At 69.6% G+C, this 14,069-nt stretch carries 18 protein-coding genes and 1 pseudogene; 11 read left to right on the top strand and 8 right to left on the bottom strand.

Features of this window, described 5'->3' with window-relative positions; translation table 11 throughout:
* From AB0M27_RS43610 to AB0M27_RS43595, 4 genes are all read left to right on the top strand, one after another.
* Positions 1-644: ATP-binding cassette domain-containing protein (locus AB0M27_RS43610; protein ID WP_365731106.1), on the top strand; the 644-nt coding region annotated here is incomplete at its 5' end.
* Positions 631-1,542 (top strand): metal ABC transporter permease, encoded by a 912-nt coding sequence (locus tag AB0M27_RS43605; protein WP_365731104.1) that lies wholly within the window; start codon positions 631-633, stop codon positions 1,540-1,542. The genes AB0M27_RS43610 and AB0M27_RS43605, both read left to right, overlap by 14 nt.
* Positions 1,539-2,417: a metal ABC transporter permease gene (locus tag AB0M27_RS43600; RefSeq protein WP_365731102.1), complete on the top strand. Its 879-nt coding sequence runs from the start codon at positions 1,539-1,541 to the stop codon at positions 2,415-2,417. Before AB0M27_RS43605 ends, AB0M27_RS43600 begins: the two co-directional genes overlap by 4 nt.
* Positions 2,418-2,430: 13 nt before the next feature.
* Positions 2,431-2,889: a Fur family transcriptional regulator gene (locus tag AB0M27_RS43595; protein ID WP_365731100.1), complete on the top strand. Its 459-nt coding sequence runs from the start codon at positions 2,431-2,433 to the stop codon at positions 2,887-2,889.
* Between the two features lie 35 nt (positions 2,890-2,924).
* On the opposite strand, the gene AB0M27_RS43590 is transcribed toward AB0M27_RS43595, so the two are convergent.
* Together AB0M27_RS43590 and AB0M27_RS43585 are read right to left on the bottom strand one after the other, a co-directional pair.
* Entirely contained in the window at positions 2,925-3,647 is a 723-nt protein-coding gene (locus AB0M27_RS43590) for a cation transporter (protein WP_365731098.1), read from the bottom strand.
* A gap of 2 nt (positions 3,648-3,649) precedes the next feature.
* Positions 3,650-3,985, bottom strand: a complete 336-nt coding sequence (locus AB0M27_RS43585) for a metalloregulator ArsR/SmtB family transcription factor (RefSeq protein ID WP_365731096.1) — start codon at positions 3,983-3,985, stop codon at positions 3,650-3,652.
* A gap of 112 nt (positions 3,986-4,097) precedes the next feature.
* Between AB0M27_RS43585 and rpmF the strand changes: the two genes are divergently transcribed.
* From rpmF to infA, 4 genes and pseudogenes are all read left to right on the top strand, one after another.
* Positions 4,098-4,268, top strand: coding sequence for a 50S ribosomal protein L32 (gene rpmF, locus AB0M27_RS43580; protein ID WP_067052544.1), 171 nt, complete (start codon positions 4,098-4,100; stop codon positions 4,266-4,268).
* 6 nt (positions 4,269-4,274) lie between these two features.
* Positions 4,275-5,005, top strand: a pseudogene (locus AB0M27_RS43575) (GTP-binding protein).
* Between the two features lie 251 nt (positions 5,006-5,256).
* Complete coding sequence (locus AB0M27_RS43570) at positions 5,257-6,054, top strand: GNAT family N-acetyltransferase (RefSeq protein ID WP_365731093.1); 798 nt, start codon at positions 5,257-5,259, stop codon at positions 6,052-6,054.
* A 73-nt stretch (positions 6,055-6,127) separates the two neighbouring features.
* Positions 6,128-6,352 (top strand): translation initiation factor IF-1, encoded by a 225-nt coding sequence (gene infA, locus AB0M27_RS43565; protein ID WP_361985672.1) that lies wholly within the window; start codon positions 6,128-6,130, stop codon positions 6,350-6,352.
* An 86-nt stretch (positions 6,353-6,438) separates the two neighbouring features.
* Here infA and rpsR read toward each other — a convergent pair whose 3' ends face one another.
* From rpsR to rpmG, 4 genes are read right to left on the bottom strand one after another with little or no spacing between them, the layout of a single operon-like run.
* Positions 6,439-6,681 carry a 30S ribosomal protein S18 gene (gene rpsR, locus AB0M27_RS43560; RefSeq protein WP_365731091.1) on the bottom strand — a complete coding sequence of 81 codons (243 nt, stop codon included), beginning with the start codon at positions 6,679-6,681 and terminating at the stop codon, positions 6,439-6,441.
* A 20-nt stretch (positions 6,682-6,701) separates the two neighbouring features.
* On the bottom strand, positions 6,702-7,871 hold the full coding sequence (locus tag AB0M27_RS43555; RefSeq protein WP_365731089.1) for a GTP-binding protein: 1,170 nt from the start codon (positions 7,869-7,871) through the stop codon (positions 6,702-6,704).
* Positions 7,868-8,125 (bottom strand): type B 50S ribosomal protein L31, encoded by a 258-nt coding sequence (locus AB0M27_RS43550; RefSeq protein ID WP_365731087.1) that lies wholly within the window; start codon positions 8,123-8,125, stop codon positions 7,868-7,870. The genes AB0M27_RS43555 and AB0M27_RS43550 overlap by 4 nt, the downstream gene beginning before the upstream one ends.
* A 5-nt stretch (positions 8,126-8,130) precedes the next feature.
* Positions 8,131-8,295 carry a 50S ribosomal protein L33 gene (gene rpmG / locus AB0M27_RS43545; protein WP_014150502.1) on the bottom strand — a complete coding sequence of 55 codons (165 nt, stop codon included), beginning with the start codon at positions 8,293-8,295 and terminating at the stop codon, positions 8,131-8,133.
* Positions 8,296-8,376: 81 nt separating this feature from the next.
* On the opposite strand from rpmG, the gene rpmB reads away from it, so the two are divergent.
* Both rpmB and rpsN read left to right on the top strand, forming a co-directional pair.
* The gene (gene rpmB / locus AB0M27_RS43540; RefSeq protein ID WP_365731085.1) at positions 8,377-8,613 is read left to right on the top strand and encodes a 50S ribosomal protein L28; all 237 of its coding nucleotides are present in this window, start codon (positions 8,377-8,379) and stop codon (positions 8,611-8,613) included.
* Positions 8,613-8,918 carry a 30S ribosomal protein S14 gene (gene rpsN / locus AB0M27_RS43535; RefSeq protein WP_365731083.1) on the top strand — a complete coding sequence of 102 codons (306 nt, stop codon included), beginning with the start codon at positions 8,613-8,615 and terminating at the stop codon, positions 8,916-8,918. Before rpmB ends, rpsN begins: the two co-directional genes overlap by 1 nt.
* 197 nt (positions 8,919-9,115) lie before the next feature.
* On the opposite strand, the gene AB0M27_RS43530 is transcribed toward rpsN, so the two are convergent.
* Entirely contained in the window at positions 9,116-11,182 is a 2,067-nt protein-coding gene (locus AB0M27_RS43530) for a putative Ig domain-containing protein (protein ID WP_365731081.1), read from the bottom strand.
* Between the two features lie 778 nt (positions 11,183-11,960).
* Between AB0M27_RS43530 and AB0M27_RS43525 the strand changes: the two genes are divergently transcribed.
* A complete protein-coding gene (locus AB0M27_RS43525; protein WP_365731079.1) occupies positions 11,961-13,544 on the top strand; it encodes a YibE/F family protein in 1,584 nt (527 codons plus the stop codon).
* A gap of 95 nt (positions 13,545-13,639) precedes the next feature.
* Here AB0M27_RS43525 and AB0M27_RS43520 read toward each other — a convergent pair whose 3' ends face one another.
* A complete protein-coding gene (locus tag AB0M27_RS43520) occupies positions 13,640-13,825 on the bottom strand; it encodes a hypothetical protein (RefSeq protein WP_365731108.1) in 186 nt (61 codons plus the stop codon).
* Positions 13,826-14,069 lie beyond the last annotated feature (244 nt).

Below are 14,069 nucleotides of genomic sequence, written 5' to 3'. Positions count from 1 at the left end.
CCCGGCCCGGGCAGGCCAACGACCGCATCGGTTATCTGCCGCAGCGGCGCAGCTTCGACGCCAATCTGCGCATCCGCGGTGTCGATGTGGTGCGCATGGGCCTGGACGGTGACCGGTGGGGGGTGCCGCTGCCGTTCCCGAGCGCGCGTCGGCGGTCCGCCCGTGCGCGGGTGGACGAGGTGATCGAGCTGGTCGGGGCGTCGGCGTACGCGCACCGGCCCATCGGGCAGTGTTCCGGCGGCGAGCAGCAGCGGCTGCTGATCGCCCAGGCACTGGTCCGACGCCCCGAACTGCTCTTGCTGGACGAGCCGTTGGACAGCCTCGACCTGCCCAACCAGAGCGCCGTCGCGGCGCTGATCGGGCGCATCTGCCATCACGAGGGCGTGTCGGTGGTCATGGTCGCCCATGACGTGAACCCGATACTGCACCACCTGGACCGGGTGGTGTACCTGGCCGAGGGCGGGGCCGCCGCCGGCACACCGACCGAGGTCATCACCTCCGAGACGCTGACCCGGCTGTACGGCACTCCGGTCGAGGTGCTGCGCACCTCGGACGGTCGGCTGGTCGTCGTGGGCCAGCCGGAGGCGCCCGCGGTGCACACCGACCGGCACGACACCCCGGGGAGCGATCATGATGCTCGCTGAGACGGGGGCACCAACCTGGTCGTGGAACCTCCTGACCGACTTCCAGGACATGTGGTCCTACCCCTTCATGGTCAACGCGTTCCGCGCCGGCGCGGTCGTGGCCGCGGTCTCCGCTGTCGTGGGCTGGTTCGTGGTGCTGCGGCGGCAGACGTTCGCCGCGCACACCGTCTCCGCCGTCGCCTTCCCCGGCGCCGCCGGGGCGCTCCTGCTCGGGTTCAGCGCGGTCTACGGCTACTTCACGCTTTGTGTAGCCGCCGCGCTGGTCATCGCGGCCCTGCGGGGCGGCGGTGAGCACGAGGAATCCGCGCTGACCGGGACGGTGCAGGCGTTCCTGCTCGCGTCCGGGTTCCTGTTCACCGCCCTGTACCGGGGGCTGCTGGAGGGGCCGCAGACCATCCTCTTCGGCACCTTCCTGGGCATCACCTCTTCCCAGGTGACCGTGCTGACGGTGGTCGGTGCGGTGGTGCTCGCGGTCCTGGCGCTGATCGGGCGGCCGCTGCTGTTCGCCTCCGTCGACCCGCAGGTCGCCGCCGGCCGCGGAGTGCCAGTCCGCGCCCTGTCGGTGGTCTTCCTCGTCCTGCTCGGTGCGGCCACCGCCGAGGCGAGCCAGATCACCGGGACCCTCCTGGTCTTCGCCCTCATGGTGATCCCGGCCGCCACCGCGCAAGTCCTCACCGCCCGCCCGGCGTCGAGCCTCGCCCTGTCCGTCCTGCTGGCCTTCGCCGCGACCTGGCTGGGGCTGACCGCCGCCTACTACTCGCCCTACCCGCTGGGTTTCTTCGTGACGACCATCGCCTTCGCCGGATACCTGCTCGCGCTGGGCCGGCGCTCGCTGCGCGAGGTACTCGGTCGCACCCGGGCCGGGGCCACGCCCGCTGCCAAGGAGGTGGTCGCATGACCGTCCTGCTCGCCGCGTCCCCGCTGTCCCACCCGTTCTTCCTTCACGCCTTCCTCGCCGGTACCGCCATCGCCGCCGCCTGCGGGCTGGTCGGCTACTTCCTGGTGTTGCGGGCCCAGGTCTTCACCGGCGACGCGCTCAGCCACGTCGCCTTCACCGGCTCGATGGCGGCCCTCGCCTTCGGCGCCGACCTTCGCCTCGGGCTGTTCGCCGCCACCATCGCCATGGCGCTGCTCTTCGGCACCCTCGGCCGCAAGGCGCGACCCGACGACGTGGTCATAGGGAGCGTTTTCTCCTGGATCCTGGGCCTAGGCGCGTTCTTCATCACGCTCTACACGACCTCGCGCAGCACCACGAACGGCACCGCTGGGGTGAGTGTGCTGTTCGGCTCCGTCTTCGGCATCTCCTCCGGCAGCGCGGTCGTCGCCGCTCTGGTGGCAGCCGGGGTCGGCCTGCTGGTGGTCCTCATCGGCCGGCCGCTGCTGTTCGCCACGCTCGACGAGGCCGTGGCCGCAGCCCGCGGGGTACCGGTCCGGCTGCTCGGCTACGGCTTCCTCGCCCTGGCCGGGATCAGCGCCGCCGAGGCCACCCAGGCGGTCGGTTCCCTGCTCCTGCTCGGCCTGCTCGCCGCCCCGGCGGGCGCCGCGATCCGGGTTACCGACCGCCCCTACCGGGCACTGGCCCTCTCCGCCGGCCTGGCGGTGCTGGAGATGTGGGCGGGGCTGTTCGCCTCGTATGCGGTGCCGAAGATGCCGCCGAGCTTCGCCATCATGGCTGCCGCCACAGCTGTCTACGCCGCGACGTTCCTGATACGACGGCCCGCCTCCGATCCTCGTACGGCTGGTACGCACACCGCCGCCCCCACCGGCACATGAGCGAAGGCACCCCATGGCACCCGACCGCCAGTGGACCCCCACACCGTCGCACGACGTCACGATGATCGGCCGCCTCACCCAGCAACGCACCGTCGTGGTCGAGGCGCTCATCCGGGCCGACGCCTTCGTCGGCGCCCAAGCCCTTCACAACCAGCTCGCCGCCGCCGGCTCACCGGTCGGCCTGTCCACGGTCTACCGCACGCTGACCGCCCTGGCCTCCGTCGGCCGTGCCGACATGGTGCGCGACACCAGCGGTGAACGCCTCTTCCGCTACCGCCCGGGACCCGAACACCGCCACTACCTCATCTGCACCGAATGCGGCCTGAGCCGGCCCGTCAACTCCGGCCCGGTGGAGGACTGGGCCGACGCCATCGCGCAAACCTCCGGGTTCACAAAGGTCCGGCACACGGTGGAGCTGTCCGGGGTGTGCCCGGACTGCGGCCGAGGGCCGGAGGCGGACGAGCGCCGGTGAACGCCCGCGCCACTCGCTCTCCGGAGTGTTCTCCGTCAAGTGCAGCAGTCGCACCCCGGAGCACAACCGCAACCATCCGCCTCCCGCCGGTCCGCGCCCGGCGCGACGGCCGACGGCGTTGCGCAGCACCCCTCCCCACGCCACGCGTCGCGCCCCTCCTTCACCGCGACCGCGGCGATGACCAGGGCTGCGAGCGGATCGGCCCACGACCAGCCGAACACGGCGTTGACGAGCAGGCCCACCAGCAGGACCGCCGACAAATAGGTGCACAGCAGGGTCTGCTTGGAGTCGGCCACGGCCGACGCGGAGCCGAGTTCCCGTCCGGTGCTGCGCTGGGCCGCCGACAGGACCGGCATGACCACGAGCGAGAGGGCAGCGAGCACGATCCCGGGCAGGGAGCGCGTGGCCTCACCTGTGCCGGTCAGGGCCCGTACGGCATCGACGGTGACGTAGGCGGCGAGCGCGAAGAACGACAGCGCGATGATTCGCAACGCGGTCTTCTCGCGGGCCTCGCGCACCGCGTGCTCACGGGCGGAGAACTGCCAGGCGACGGTGGCGGCGGAGGAAACCTCGATGACGGAGTCGAGGCCGAAACCGATCAGCGCGGTGGACGAAGCCAGGGTCCCGGCCGTGAGGGCGACGGCCGCCTCGACGGCGTTGTAGGTGATGGTCGCGGCGACCAAGAGCCGTATCCGCCGGGCAAGCACACCGCGCCTGGCCGGGTCGGGGCCCAGGGAGATGGATGTCTCTGCGCTCATGGTCAGCAGCACCCCTTGTCGTCGGCGTCGGCGCATGTGCGGTCGCCCTCGACGGCGACCACGGCCGTGCGCAGGTCGTCGAGCGCGTGGCCGAGGCGTTCGTCGGCGAGTTCGTAGCGGGTGCGGCGGCCGTCGGGGACGGTGACGACCAGGCCGCAGTCGCGCAGGCAGGCGAGGTGGTTGGACAGCCTGGTGCGCGAGATGTCCAGCGCGTCGGCGAGGTCGGCGGGGTAGGCGGGTGCTTCGCGCAGGGCGAGCAGGATGCGGCAGCGGATCGGGTCGGCGAGCGCCCGGCCGAACCGGACCAGGACCTCGATGTCGGAGGCAACAGTCAGCACACCGTCAACGGTACACAGATTCCTGAATTCAGGGAACCATGAACTTTTCAACTTCGTAATGGTGTTCATTTTCATGTAGCCTTTACTCGCCATCCCAACCAGGAGGACTCCCATGGCCGTTCCCAAGCGGAAGATGTCCCGCAGCAACACCCGCCACCGACGCGCCCAGTGGAAGGCGACCACGCCAGCGCTCGTACCGGTCACCGTCGACGGAGTGTCGTACCTGGTACCGCAGCGCCTGGTGAAGGCTTACGAGCGCGGTCTGCTGCGCCCCGAGGGCTGAGCGTTGATGCCGTCCGATCCCTCCGGCCGACTGCCCGTCACCGTCTTGTCCGGATTCCTCGGCGCGGGCAAGACCACCCTCCTCAACCACGTCCTCGGCAACCGCGAGGGACTGCGTGTCGCGGTGATCGTCAATGACATGAGCGAGGTCGACATCGACGCCGCCCTGGTGCGGGGCGGCGAGGCGGCCCTGTCGCGCACCGAGGAACGCCTGGTCGAGATGACCAACGGCCGCATCTGCTGCACCCTGCGCGACGACCTGCTTCAGGAGGCCGACCGGCTGGCCCGCGAGGGCCGCTTCGACCACCAGCTCATCGAGTCGTCCGGCATCTCCGAACCCATGCCGGTCGCCGCGACCTTCGCCTTCGCCCGCGACGAAGGCGCCACCCTCGTGTGACGGAGGAACTCGACAGCGGCGCATACGGACAGAGCCTGCGCTCCAAGGGCTTCTTCACCCTCTCCAGCCGCCCGCACGTGACGGGCCTGTGGTCACAGGCCGGCTCCGTCGCACGCTTCGAACCGTCCGCCGCACGCGACACCGAGAGCCCCGAGTGCCAGGAACTGGTTTTTATCGGCACGCACCTGCACGCGGATGCGCTGCACACGGCCCTGACCGACTGCCTCATGGCCGACGGCGAGAACCTGCGGCCCACGGACCCGTTCCCCACCTGGGACACCTACGGCATCGACGACACCTGCGAGCATGAGCATCCCGAACTCGTGGCGGCGGGACCCTGAGGACCCCGGGCCGGGCGGCGAACACAGCCACGGCGCCGCCCGGCCCGGTATGGACACCAAGAGCTCCGGATAAATGCGTTGGGCTGACCGGCCCCCGCTGATAGCGTCTGGGCAGCCGTGAGAGAACGCGAGGAGGTGAGACCCATGAAGGCTGTATCCATGTGGGTGCTCCCCCATGTCGTCACGGTGGGCGATTGACGTAGGTGTCGCCGGGAGCGCCTCCAACAAGGCACTCATGAGAGGCAACACCTATGAATTTTGTGCATTCCACTCCGGGCACGGACCACCATCCGGTTGTGGTCACGCGGGTCTCGGAAACGCAGTGGCACGCTGTGGAGGACGACTTGACGGTCGGCCGCGGCGTCGCTTCGCGTCGGCCCGACGGGCGGCTTTTCGTATGCATCGACGCGTGGCACGGCGCGGTCTTCGACCGCATCGCCGACGCGATGCTGGCGGACCTGCCGACACCGCTGTACACGGTCGTCGACGAGGCCGACCACGACTCGAGGTCCGCCTGGGAGCGGGCCGGCTTCGCCACCGCACGCCGCGAGTGGGGCTATTTCGTGCCCACCGATCCGCAGGTCACCGGGCTCGGCTCGGTGCGGCCGCCGTCTGGCGTGGCGATTGTGCCCGCCGGTGAGGCGGAGGAGGGCCCGCTGCGCGCCCTGGACCGCCTCATCCGCGACGAGGTCGAGGCCACCGTCGGATGGCGGACGATGCCGGCCGAGGTGCTGCCCCGCCCTGCGGGGACCACCGTGCTCGATCCGTCGAAATACACGGTGGCAAGGCACTTGGACCAGTACGTGGGACTGGTCAGGGTGGCCCCGCTGACCCGGCAGCCACGGATCGGGTTGATCGCCGTCCGGACCGACAGACACCGCCGCGGCATCGCCCGGGCGCTGCTGGCCCACGCCCTGGGTTCACTGCACCACTCCGGGACCTCTTCGGCATGGGCCGAGGTGAACGAGTCCAACGCGGCGGCCACCGCCCTGTTCGAGAGCGTCGGTGCCCGGCGCGCGGCCAGCACCCTGGAACTCGTCCGCCACTGACGCGCCGCCACATCGCACCGAACGAACGTTTCCTACCGAATTCGCCGTCACAGAACGGGAGAAGTGAGAGACCATGACAAAGGCAGCAGGGGGCGTGGAAGCCGAAGGCACCGTCGTCGAGTGCCTGCGCAATGCCACCTTCAAGGTGGAGCTCCAGAACGGGCACACGGTGCTCGCCCACATCAGCGGGAAGATCCGGAAGAACCGCATCAAGATCCTCCCGTACGACCGAGTGCTCGTGGAACTCAGCCCCTACGACCTCACCCGCGGCCGGATCCGCTACCGGTACAGGGCGTAACGGAAGGTGCCAGCGCCTCCGAGACCGCCCGGTAGGACAATCAGAAGCCACGGTGGTTCTGCTGCCTCCCGCACATGGCCATCGCCCTATCGGGAGCCGTAGGGCAGGAGCGCCATCTCGCGTGCGTTCTTGATGGCCTGCGCTATCTGCCGCTGCTGCTGACGCGTCACGTGGGTCACCCGACGGCTGCGGATCTTTCCGCGGTCGGAGATGAACTTCCGCAGCAAGTCGGTGTCCTTGTAGTCGAAGTAGGTGATGCCGGCGGCGTCCAGCGGGTTGGTGCGCTGACGCTTGGCAGTCTGACGCTGGATGCTTGTGCGTCGGGTCATGGGGAGGTCGGTCCTCTCTTTCAGGTCACGGGGTCGAGCAAGCCGTCAAAGGCGTGCGGGAGTTGCTTCCAGCGGTCCCTGCCCGCCGCGTACTCGTCGTCGGTGAGCAGGCATGAGTCGAGCAGGGCCTGCAGGCCGTCGCGGTCTAGGCCGGGCGAGGTGAAGGTGAGGTACTGGCAGCGGTCGCCGTGTGCCGGGTGCCAGTCCACGGAGGCGGCGAGGCGGCGCTCGGCGGGCACCATCTCCCAGGCGGCGTCGGGCAGAGCTGCCAGCCAAGGCCCGGCCGACTCCACGCACAGCGCGCCGCCGGCGGCGTCCCAGGACAGCAGGGTGTCGGGGCGGTCCGCCAGCCAGAATCGCCCCCGGCTGCGCGCGGCGGCGCAGGTGAGGTCCTCAAGCGCCGCGTACAGGCGCTGCGGATGGAAGGGCCGTTCGCGCCGCCAGAGGAAGGTGCTCACTCCGTGCTCGTCGCACGACTGCGGCAGCAGCGCGCACGCAGGATGCACGCGGGCGGCGGCCGCTGCCACGCTGAAACCCGCCAACAGCGCTGCCCCCAGGGCACCGTCGCTCCCCACCCGTACGCTTCGTGCGCCTGGTGTGAGCTGGGCGAGCAGCGCGTGGTCGGTGTCGTCGGCGACCTCGTCGCAAGAATCGTCGTCGCCGAGGGCGATCACCGTGGGGTACTCCAGTTGCCGGGCGAAGGTGTCAGCGACCGTGCGCTGGTCGGTCGGCGCGGCGGCGAGACCGACGTCGGCCAGGTCGTCGCCGTTGGACAGGTACGGCAGGACGAGTGCGGGGTCGACCGCGGTGGCGACCCCGGTCAGGGCCAGCGGTGCGCCCGCGGCGGCGATGACTCCGGCCATGGCCTGGGGCTCGACGGAGTCCCACAATTCCACGACCGCCAGCCGGCACCTTCCCTCCGCTGCGAGCCGCAGCAGTTCGGGGACGAGATCCTCGCGCAGCGCGCAGCACGCGCAGTCATTCACCAGGGGTGCGTCGCCACTGCCCAGCAGACCGTCGACGTCGCGCACCGTCCGGCGCACCGCGCTGTCCACGGCGGACGTCAGATCGTGGTGCAGCGCGACCGATCCGGGGACCGTACGCAGGACCTCCTCGACGGCGGCCCGGCGGGCGTCCGCGTGCAACCCGCCGACGATCGCCACGGGCAGCCGCGCCTCGTCCCGGTTCACGGCTTGCTCCGTCCGCGTCCGTAGCGTCGCTCGAAGCGCTCGACCCGCCCCGCGGTGTCCAGGACCCGCTGGGTGCCGGTGTAGAAGGGGTGGCTCGCCGAGGAGATCTCGACGTCGATGACCGGGTAGGTGTTGCCGTCCTCCCATTCGACGGTCTTGTCGCTCGTGGCCGTGGACCGGGTGAGGAAGGCGTAGTCGGCGGCCCGGTCGCGGAAGACGACCGGGCGGTACTCGGGGTGGATTCCGGGCTTCACGGCTCTCAGCGCTCCTCACGGAAGTCGACGTGGCGGCCGGCGACCGGGTCGTACTTGCGCAGCGTCAGACGGTCGGGGTTGTTACGGCGGTTCTTGCGCGTCACGTAGGTGTAGCCGGTGCCGGCGGTGGACCTCAGCTTGATGATCGGGCGCAGTTCGTTACGGGCCATGGACAGCACCATACAAGAGATTGGTTTTCATTTTCATCTGGCGCTAGTGTGCTGCTGCATCCACCCCAAGGAGGAACAGCCATGTCCGCCCACTGCCAACTCACCGGCCGACAGCTCGGCTTCGGCCATCACATCTCCCGCTCGCACCGGCGCAGCAAGCGCCGTTTCGACCCCAACATCCAGAGCAAGCGGTACTGGTTGCCGAGCGAAGGCCGGCACGTCCGGCTCACCCTCTCCGCCAAGGGCGTCAAGACGGTCGACACGATCGGCATCGCGGCCGCGGTGGCCCGCATCCGCGCCCGTGGAGGGAAGGCCTGATGGCGAAGAAGAGCAAGATCGCGAAGAACGACCGGCGGCGCCTCATCGTGGCCCGGTACGCCGCGCGCCGCGCCGCATTGAAGGCGATCATCGCGTTCCCCGGAAGCTCCGACGAGGACCGCGCCGCCGCCCAGCGGGAACTACGCCGGCATCCCCGCGACGCCAGCGCCACCCGCCTGCGCAATCGCGACTCCGTGGACGGCCGCCCCCGCGGCTACCTGCGCGCCTTCGGCCTGTCCCGCATCCGCGCACGCGAGATGGCCCACGCGGGCGAGCTCCCTGGCGTGACCAACAGCAGTTGGTGACCCGGCACGCCAGGGGCTCACAACGGGCGCGCCAGCGACGCAGCCCGAATCTGTGCCCGGTTTCGCACGCGCCTTCCGCCACTCTGAACGACGGGCGGGCGGCGGCACCGGCTCATGGCGTTCTGCAACGAGCAGGTGGGTACGGCCTACCCCGCACGCGGACGGCTTCCGCGCGCGGGGTAGGCCGTACCGGAAGATCAGCTGGTCGTCAGGGCGGTGTCGTCCACGACGAAGCTGGTCTGGAGGGAGGAGTCCTCCACGCCGTTGAACTTCAGGGTGACCGTCTGGCCCGCCAGCGAGGACAGGTCGAAGGTCTTCTGCGCGTACCCGGAGTTGTGGTTGAGGTTCGAGTACGTCGCGAGGGTGGTCGAACCGGCGGTCACCGTCAGCTTGTCGTACTGAGTGCTGCTGGTGGTCTCGGCGGTGTCGATGTGCAGGTAGAAGGTGAGCGTGGCCTTGCAGCCGGCCGGGATCGTCACCGACTGGGACAGCGTGTCGGTGTGCGAGGAGCCGTAGCCGTCCAGCCAGGCGTAGTACGAGCCGCCGTGCGCCGCCTCACCAGAGTCGTTGGTGATGACACCGCTGGTCGCGCTCCAGCCGGTGTTGCCCGACTCGAAGCCCGGGTTGGCCAGCAGCTGGGCGGAGGAACAGCCGCCCCCGCCGGATCCGACCGTCCAGGTGAAGGAGGTCGAGCCGGAGGCGCCGGTGGAGTCCTTCGCGGTGACCGTGACCTGGTAGGTGCCCGCGGTGGACGCCGTACCCGAGATCAGGCCCGTGGAGCTGTTGATGGACAGGCCGGTCGGCAGGCCCGTGGCACTGTAGGTGAGCGAGGCGCCGCCGCTGTCGGTGGCCTTGATCTGCAGGCTGACCGAGCCGCCGGTCGTGGTGGACTGGCTGCCGGGGTTGGTGACCGTCACCGTGTTGCCGCCCGTGGTGCCGGAGGTGAAGGCGGCGGTGCCGTTCGGGGTGCCCCAGCCGGTCGGGCCGTCGTAGCCGGTGCCCGCGGTGCAGAAGTAGGACGGGGAGCAGCTGCCGTTGTTGCCGCTGGTCACGTCGTACAGGTTGCCGGTGTGGGAGTACGGGTACTTCGCCGGGTAGTCGGTGGAGCCGGGGGTGCCCGCGAGGGCGTACACGCTCGCGATGATCGGCGAGCTGGCGCTGGTGCCGCCGTAGACCGCCCAGCCGGAGCCGCCGTAGGTGTCGTAGACCGCCACGCCGGTGGCCGGGTCGGCGACCGCGGAGACGTCGGCCTCCATGCGCTTGCTGCAACCGGTGTCGGTCTGCCAGGCCGGCTTCGGGTCGTAGGCCGAGCAGCCGGAGCCGGTGCCCTCGGTGGAGTTGGTGTGCCACACCGACTCGCTCCAGCCGCGGGAGTTGGAGGCGGTGGTGAGCGCGGTGCCGCCGACGGCCGTCACGTACTGGGAGGTCGCCGGGTACTCGGCACCGTAGGCGGAGTCACCCGAGGAGACGGTGATCGCGACACCCGGGTGCTTGAAGTACGAAGTGTCGTCGCTGGTCTGCGAGGAGGACTCGGAGCCGCCCCAGCTGTTGGAGACGAACTTGGCGCCGAGCGAGACGGCCTCGTTCTCGGCGGCGCCGAGGTCGGCCATGCTCGCGGAGTTGGCCTCGACCAGGATGATGCTGCAGTTCGGGCAGACCGCACTGACCATGTCGATGTCGAGCATCTCTTCGCCGGCCCAACCGCTGTCGTTGGTCGGCAGCGAGGTGGTGGAGCCGGTCTGGCTGACCTGCTTGAAGCAGCCGTTGGCCTTGGTGCAGGACGACAGGCCGTAGGTGGAGCGGTAAGTGGCCAGGTCCGACTCGGCGTTGGGGTCGTTGTAGGCGTCGACGATGCCGACGGTCATGCCCGAACCTGCCGTGGTGGGCAGGTTGTAGGCGCTGTGCAGGTTGGCCGGGGACAGGCCCGAGGGCGCGGCGGCGACCGCCGAGGCGAGCCGCTGCTCGATGTCCGTGCGGCGCTGGGCGAAGCAGGACGCATGACCTGGCTCGGCGGTGGCGCACAGGTGCTGGGTCGGCACCTTCTGGCCGGCCTTGCCGGTGGAGTGGTAGGTCTGCCGCTCGGGGGCGGTCAGCGCCTTGGCGTTCTGCGTGACCTTGGAGGTCTGAGGGTGGGTCGCGGCAGGCTGGGCGCCCGCCGTCGGTGCGGCGGTGAATCCGGCGACCGTCAGAGCGAGGGCGGGGAAGGCGACGGTGACGAGTCTTCGCAGACTCCGTCTCCGCCCGCTCGGGTGTGACTCACGCATGGGGTACTGCCTCCGTTGACGTGGGGTATCGCACTGGATGGGCAGGCCCGTGATTGCGCGTAGCGGCGGTGGAACCGCGCAGTCAGGAGCATGACACTCACAACGCCCTGGACGCCGGGTGAGCGTGACATGACAGGACGCGAGGGGAACGTAGACCAGAACGGGTCCTACCGGGCAGTACCGAGCCGAATTCTTTGCTTCTCCATGCAATGCGGTTGGTCCCCTCATGGGGGTCGGCGCGTGCTGGCCAGGCGTTGGGTCCAGAGTTGGCCCTGGTGGGTCTCGATAGCATCTTCCGTGATGGGGCTCATTCTGCTGATCAGCCTGAACTCCCTTCCGGGACCGCACAGCAACCGCAAGCGCTCCTTTCACCGTTGTCCAGCGTCTGCGGCACCCTCGACGAGCCCAATGACGTCAGCCGGCCGAGCACCGCCGCACCGCCTCTGGCCACCCGCGCTGGGAACGCACCGCAAAGGCTCTCCAGCCCCGAGAGCGAACGGATCTACGGCCCAACAAACCCCCTTCGCGCCCTGCCGCACACCCGCAGAGGAGCCGTGCCCCTCCAATGGCGACGGGAGTTTCGCGGCACGCACTCCGGGGGCGGTGCGGAAAATGTGGCCGATGAAGAAGTTCATGATCCAGATGTAATGAGCAGAACGCTCGATCTTCTGGCGATGGTCGGACTGAGACCACGGCACAACCGTTCCCGTAATCTTCCTCAGAGCCGCCGCGCAGGACCGGCTCCGGAGGGGGCACGGACAACCGCGAGGGAGACGGCATGGGAACCGCTGACCGGCAGAGCGCCGGAGACTGGAACCGGGTCGGCGACCCGCCCCGACCCAGAGGTGGTCGCACGAGCGAGTACGGCCACGACTACGGGTACGGGAATCCTCCAGAGTCGATACCTCACCCCGGCTACGGACCCGATGCCAGCGCGGGCCACCTCCCCCTCTCTCAGGCGACAGGCCACGGGCACACACCAGCGACCGCCGCCGAACATGGCTCCGGTCACAGCCCCGAAGCGGGAGCCGGCGGTCACGGACACGGCCACTCGCACGGCCACAGTCACAGCCACGGGCCCGCCGCACCGGTCTCCCGGCACCTCCGCAAGGTCATCGCGGCGATCCTGATCCCCTTCACCGCCGCGGTCGTGGTGGGGCTCGTCGTGCTCTGGCCGGGCGGAGCCCCGCCGCACAAGCGCACCGGTGTCGGCTTCGACCAGCAGACCCAGCAGGCGACGGTCACCAAAGTCGTCGAGGTGAGCTGCAAGTCGGTGAACGCCTCCGGCGAGACTCCCACCGGCGACACCTCCACCGCCGAGGGCAACTCGGCACAGCAGGAAGCGAACGGCACCTGCCACAAGGCCACGATCCGGGTCGACTCCGGCAAGGACAAGGGCCGTACCTTCACCGAGATCGTGCAGCCCGACCAGGCACGGCAGCTTCACCAGGGCGAGAAGGTCGTCACCGCCTACGAACCCTCCGCGCCCAAAGACCTGCAGTACTCGGTCGCCGACGTCAACCGGCGCTTCCCGATGGGCCTGCTGGCCGGCATCTTCGCACTCGCCGTCGTGATCGTGGGCCGGCTGCGCGGCGTGATGGCGCTGGTCGCGCTGGCCATCAGCTTCCTGGTACTGAACTTCTTCGTCCTGCCGGCCGTCCTGCAGGGCTCGAACCCGCTGCTCGTGGCGGTGGTCGGCTCGAGCGCCATCATGCTGCTCGCCCTGTACATGTGCCACGGCCTGTCGGCCCGCACCTCGGTGGCCGTGCTCGGCACCCTGCTCTCGCTGGCACTGATCGGCATCCTGGGTTCCGCGTTCATCGGCTGGGCCGCCCTCACCGGCAACACCGACGACAGCACCGGCCTGATCCACGGCCTGTATCCGAAGCTCGACATGAGCGGTCTGCTGCTCGCCGGCGTCATCATCGGCTCCCTCGGCGTGCTCGACGATGTCACCGTGACGCAGACATCGGCCGTCTGGGAACTGCACGACGCCAACCCCACGATGGGCTGGCGCGGACTGTACCGGGCAGGCATCCGCATCGGCCGCGACCACATCGCCTCCGTCGTCAACACCCTCGTCCTCGCCTACGCGGGCGCCGCGCTGCCGCTGCTGCTCCTCTTCTCCATCGCCCAGAGCGGCGTGACTACGGTCGCCAACAGCGAGCTGGTCGCCGAAGAGATCGTGCGCACGCTGGTGGGCTCGATCGGCCTGGTGGCCTCGGTGCCGGTCACCACGCTCCTCGCCGCCCTGGTCGTCTCGGCAGACCGGCCCGGTCCGCAGACGGACACGGCCACAGCGGGCACGCCGGCTACTGGCCGAGCACCTGTCAGTAAGGGCGGACGTCGACGGAAGCGTTAAGAGCCGACTCCCCAAAGATTCAGGCATCACGACGCACTCCACACGATGACCCGCCCAGGACCCGGAAACAGGTCGATTGAAGCTGCGTCAGCGCGTCAGAATGGCGCTTCCGCGGTACCACCGGATGGCATCGCACCTGGCAGTACACCTACGGGAAGCGGCAGGTTGGTCACCACGAACTGGTTCAGGATGTCGTCGCGATCCATGAACATGATCTGGCTCCGCTTCGCCGCGTCCAACGCGTTGCCCAGCCAGTTACGTGCAGCCATCACAAACACCATCGACGCACCTGGACCGCAAGGCCCCCACCTGCGTAAACGGCATCGTCCTGGACTGCGTGGACGTCAGGAGACGGTTCTGACCACCTGTGCCAGGTCGTGCCGAGTGAGGGACCCAGGATCAGGACTGGGGCGTCTTCTCTCCCGTCAAAGCGGTACTGCAGGGGGTTGTGAACAGCTGCCGCGGAACAGCGTACGAGTGTGTTCTGGCGCGGATGAGTGAGTGTTCGGGCTGTGGTGGGCGTAC

Origin of the sequence: Streptomyces sp. NPDC052107, from assembly GCF_040680215.1 — a bacterium.
Taxonomy (GTDB): Bacteria; Actinomycetota; Actinomycetes; order Streptomycetales; family Streptomycetaceae; genus Streptomyces.
The sequence above is the reverse complement of the archived record's forward strand: the minus strand, read 5'-3'. Positions and strand labels throughout refer to the sequence as shown.